This is a genomic window from Pseudomonas carassii (genome assembly GCF_036324045.1).
Taxonomy (GTDB): domain Bacteria; phylum Pseudomonadota; class Gammaproteobacteria; order Pseudomonadales; family Pseudomonadaceae; genus Aquipseudomonas; species Aquipseudomonas peradeniyensis.
This window is the reverse complement of sequence record NZ_JAZDCT010000071.1, coordinates 1-5,263: the sequence shown is the minus strand read 5'-3', so window position 1 is coordinate 5,263 and position 5,263 is coordinate 1. Positions and strand designations below refer to the sequence as shown.

Below are 5,263 nucleotides of genomic sequence, written 5' to 3'. Positions count from 1 at the left end.
GGACAGCGCCGCCTACAACATCCCTTCCGCACTGCGCCTGAAGGGCGAGTTGAACATCGAGGCACTGCGCAGCAGCTTCGCCGCGCTGATCGCCCGTCACGAAACCCTGCGCACCACCTTCAGGCAGCAGGGCGACAGCGCCGAACAGGTGGTTCACCCGACGCTCGATGTACCGCTGCAGGTCGTGTCGGCAGCCTTGGATGAAACAGCGTTGCAGGCCTGGGTCGAGGCCCAGGTGCGCGAGCCGTTCAACCTCGAGCACGGCCCGCTGCTGCGCGCCCGCTTGCTGCGCCTGGCCGCCGACGACCATGTGCTGGTGCTGACCCTGCACCATATCGTCGCCGACGGCTGGTCGATGCCGATCATGGTCGACGAACTGGTCCGCGGCTATGAAAGCCATCTGCAGGGTAAGGCCCCGCAGCTGCCGGCCCTGGCGTTCCAGTACGCCGACTATGCCGCCTGGCAGCGTCAGTGGATGGAGGCCGGCGAGCAACAGCGCCAGCTGGACTACTGGCAAGCGCGACTGGGTAGCAGCCAGCCGATTCTCGAGCTGGCCACCGACCGCCCACGTCCCGCCGTGCAGCAATACGACGGTGCTCGCCTGCAGGTGAGCCTGGAGCCGGGCCTGGTTGCCCAGCTCAAGGCGCTGGCCGGGCAGCAGGACGTGACCTTGTTCATGCTCCTGCTGGCTTCGTTCCAGACCTTGCTGCATCGCCATTCCGGTCAGGCCGACATCCGCGTCGGCGTGCCGGTGGCCAACCGCACCCGGGCGGAAACCGAAGGCCTGATCGGCTTCTTCGTCAACACCCAGGTGCTGGATGCCCGCTTCCAGCCGCAACTGTGCTTCGACGAACTGCTGCAACAGGTCAAGCACACCGCCCTGGGCGCCCAGGCACACCAGGAACTGCCCTTCGAGCAACTGGTCGAGGCCCTGCAGCCGGAGCGCAGCCTGAGCCACAGCCCGCTGTTCCAGGTGATGTTCAACCACCAGACCCAGGTGCTGGGCGAGTCCCGCGAACTGGCGGGCCTCAGCCTGCGGGGGCTGGTCTCGGACAAGCAGACCGCGCAGTTCGACCTGACCCTGGACACCGCCGAGCACGAAGGTGGCCTGAGCGCGACCCTGACCTACGCCACCAGCCTGTTCGAGGCTGCGAGCGTGGCGCGCATGGCCGAGCACTGGCGCAACCTGTTGCAGGGCATCTGCCAGGACGCCGCTCAGCGGGTTGTCGATTTGCCGCTGCTGAGCCGCGAGGAGCGCGAGCGCACCCTGCACGCCTGGAACGATAGCGCCGCCGACTACCCACGCGGGCAGACCGTCCAGCAGCTGATCGAGGCGCAGGCCGCGCGCACACCGCAGGCCATCGCCGCGGTGTTGGGCGAGCAGTCGCTGAGCTATGAGCAACTGAACCGTCGCGCCAATGCCCTGGCCCATCACCTGCGCAGCCTGGGCGTCGGCCCCGATGTGCTGGTGGGGATCGCCGTGGAGCGCAGCCTGGACATGCTGGTCGGCCTGCTGGCGGTGCTCAAGGCCGGTGGCGCCTACGTGCCGCTGGACCCGCAGTTCCCCGAGGACCGCCTGGCCTACATGATGGAGGACAGCGACATTGCATTGCTGCTGACCCAGTCCAGCCTGCTGCAGCACCTGCCGATTCCGCCGCAGGTGCACAGCCTGTGCCTGGACCAGCCGCTGCCGGCCGAGCACGGCGAGGACAATCCGCGCCAGCTGGCACTGCCGGAAAACCTCGCCTACGTGATCTACACCTCCGGCTCCACCGGCAAGCCCAAGGGCGTGACCATCCGCCACGACGCGCTGGTCAACTTCCTGTGCAGCATGGCGCGCCAGCCGGGCATCGATGCTTCGGACAAGGTGCTGTCGCTGACCTCGCTGTCGTTCGACATCGCCGGCCTTGAGCTGTACCTGCCATTGCTGCGCGGCGCCAGCGTGGTGCTGCTGGGCGAGCAGGTGAACAAGGACCCGCAGGCCTTGCTGGCGGTGATCCAGGCCCAGGCGGTCAGCGTCGTCCAGGCTACGCCATCGACCTGGCGCATGCTGCTGGATGCCGCGGCGCCCGGTGCCTTCGCCGGCAAGAAGGTGCTGTGCGGCGGCGAAGCGCTGAGCGCCGAGCTGGCCCAGCGCCTGATCGCCCAGGCCGGGCATGTGTGGAACGTCTACGGCCCGACCGAGACCACCATCTGGTCGGCCTGCCACTACCTGACCGCCAGCGACGACGTGTGGCTGGGCCGTCCGCTGGCCAACACCCGCCTGCATGTGCTCGGCGCCGAGCTGGACCTGTTGCCGCAAGGCGCGCGCGGCGAGCTGCTGATCGGCGGCGATGGCCTGGCGCGGGGTTACCACAACCGTCCGGGGCTGACCGCCGAGCGTTTCGTGCCGGATCCGTTCGCCAGCGAGCCGGGCGGGCGCCTGTACCGCACCGGCGACCTGACCCGCTACCGCGACGATGGTGTGATCGAGTATGTCGGGCGCCTGGACCATCAGGTGAAGATCCGTGGCTTCCGTATCGAACTGGGCGAAATCGAGGAGCGCCTGCTGTTGCACCCGGCGATCCGCGAGGCTGCGGTGATCGATATCGACGGCCCGGCCGGCAAGCAGCTGGCGGCCTACCTGGTGCTGCACGACGCGCAGCAAGGCGTGGAAGCGCTGCGTGGCGAGTTGCGCGCGCACCTGAAGGCCGGGCTGCCGGACTACATGGTGCCGAGCCACCTGGTGGGCCTGGCGCGCATGCCCCAGACCCCCAACGGCAAGCTGGACCGCAAGGCCCTGCCGCTGCCGGACGCCAGCCAGCTGCAGCCGGCCCATGTGGCGCCGGTCACGGAGCTGGAGCGCAAGCTGGCGGCGATCTGGGCCGAGGTGCTGCACGTCGAGCGGGTGGGCCTGCAGGACAACTTCTTCGACCTGGGTGGGCACTCGCTGTTGATTGTCCAGGTGATCGGTCGGGTGCGCGAGCAACTGGGCGTCGACCTGAGCCTGAACGAGCTGTTCGAGCAGGCCACCCTGGCCGATTTCAGCCAGGTGGTCGAGCGCAAGTCGGGGCAGGTCGCCAACGCCCATGACGAACTGACTAAATCCCTGGAGGCCTTGAAACGTCTTACTGCACAGGAAATAGATAATCTGATCGCTTAGCGGGAGACATTCAAAGTGCAAGAGCTGCTCGACTCCGTAAAGTCGCTGTCCACCAGGGAGCGCAAGGCATTGGCAGCCTTGCTCAAGCGCCAGGGTGTCAACCTCTACGGGGTCACCCCGATCTTCAGAAGGGAATCTGCGGACGGGGCAGCGCTTTCATACGCACAGCAGCGCCAGTGGTTCCTCTGGCAGCTCGATCCGCACAGCGCCGCCTACAACATTCCGGCGGCGCTGCGACTCAAGGGCTCGCTGGATATCGAGGCGTTGCAGCTCAGCTTCGACAGCCTGGTGGCGCGCCACGAGACCCTGCGCACCACCTTCCGCCAGGAGGGTGACGGCGCGGTGCAGATCGTCCATCCGCCGATGCCATTGGTATTGGTGGTGGAGCCGTTCGCGGTTGCCGATCCGGCCAGCCTGGAAGCGGCCATCCGCGCGCGGGTGGAGGCCGAGGTGCAACAACCCTTCGACCTGCAACAGGGCCCGCTGCTGCGGGTCAGGCTGCTGGTGCTGGGGCCTGAAGAGCATGTGCTGATCCTCACTGTGCACCATATCGTCTCCGATGGCTGGTCCACGCCGATCCTGGTGGACGAGCTGATCCGTCTTTACCAAGGCTTGCGCCAGGGCTCGCCAGTGACCCTGGCCGAGCTGCCGATCCAGTACGCCGACTACGCGTTGTGGCAGCGCGACTGGATGGAAGCGGGCGAGCAGGAGCGCCAGCTCGGCTACTGGCGCCAGCAACTGGCCGGCGAGCAGCCGCTGCTGGAACTGCCCGTCGACCGTCCGCGGCCGTCGGTGCAGAACTTCCACGGCGCCCGCCTGGCCATCGATATCGATGCCTCCCTGGCCCAGGCGCTCAAGGCCTTGGCGCGCCAGCAGGGGGTGACCCTGTTCATGCTGTTGCTGGCGTCGTTCCAGACCCTGCTGCACCGCTACAGCGGCCAGGCCGATATCCGTGTCGGCGTGCCGGTGGCCAACCGTGCCCGGGCCGAAACCCAGGGGCTGATCGGCTTCTTCGTCAACACCCAGGTGCTCAAGGCCGAGTTCGCGCCGCAGACCACCTTCACCGCGTTGCTGCAGCAGGTCCGCGAGGCCGCGCTGCAGGCCCAGGCGCATCAGGACCTGCCGTTCGAACAACTGGTCGAGGCGCTGCAGCCCGAACGCAGCATGAGCCACAACCCGCTGTTCCAGGTGCTGTTCAACCACCAGGCCGAAAGCCCGGGCATGGCCCGTCAGCTGGGCGAGCTGCAGGTCGAGGGCTTGAGCTGGGAAGGGCAGACCACCCAGTTCGACCTGATCCTCAACACCGCCGAACACGACGGCGGGCTGATCGCGGCACTGACCTACGCCACCTCGCTGTTCGACCCGGCTACGGTCGAGCGCATCGGCCGGCATTGGCGCAACCTGTTGCAGGGCATCTGCCAGGACCACGCGCAGCGTGTGGCGCAGTTGCCGTTGCTCGATGTGGCCGAGCAGGGCGAGTGGAAAGCCGACGTGCAGCGCTATCCAAGCACGGCTTGTGCCCAGGAACTGATCGAAGCGCAGGCGGCGCGTACGCCTGAGGCGATTGCCGTGACCTTCGCCGGGCAGTCGCTGAGCTACGACCAGCTCAACCGCCGCGCCAACCGCCTGGCCCACAAGCTGCGCGAGCAGGGCGTGGGGCCGGATGTGCTGGTGGGCATCGCGGTGGAGCGCGGCTTTGAGATGATCGTTGGCCTGCTGGCGATCCTCAAGGCGGGTGGCGCCTATGTGCCGCTGGATCCGGAGTACCCGCAGGACCGCCTGAGCTACATGATGGAAGACAGCGGCATTCAACTGCTGCTGACTCAGGGGCATCTGCTGGCCGATCTGCCTGTGCCGGCGCAGGTTCGTAGCCTGAAGCTGGAAGACGATCTGGCTGGCTACAGCGACGAAAACCCAGCGCACGTTACTCAGCCGGATAACCTGGCCTATGTGATCTACACCTCGGGCTCGACCGGCAAGCCGAAAGGCACGCTGCTGCCGCACCACAACCTGTTGCGTCTGTTCAAGGCCACCGATGCCTGGTTCGGCTTCGGCCCGCAGGATGTGTGGACGCTGTTCCACTCCTATGCGTTCGACTTCTCGGTCTGGGAGATCTTTGGT

Annotated in this window: 2 protein-coding genes; both read left to right on the top strand. The window is 67.1% G+C overall.

Annotation, left to right across the window (positions count from 1 at the left end; genetic code table 11):
• Nucleotides 1-3,142: amino acid adenylation domain-containing protein (locus tag V0R62_RS26460; protein WP_330105800.1), on the top strand; the 3,142-nt coding region annotated here is incomplete at its 5' end.
• Between the two features lie 15 nt (nt 3,143-3,157).
• The coding region (locus tag V0R62_RS26455; protein WP_330105799.1) for a condensation domain-containing protein at nt 3,158-5,263 on the top strand (2,106 nt) is incomplete at its 3' end.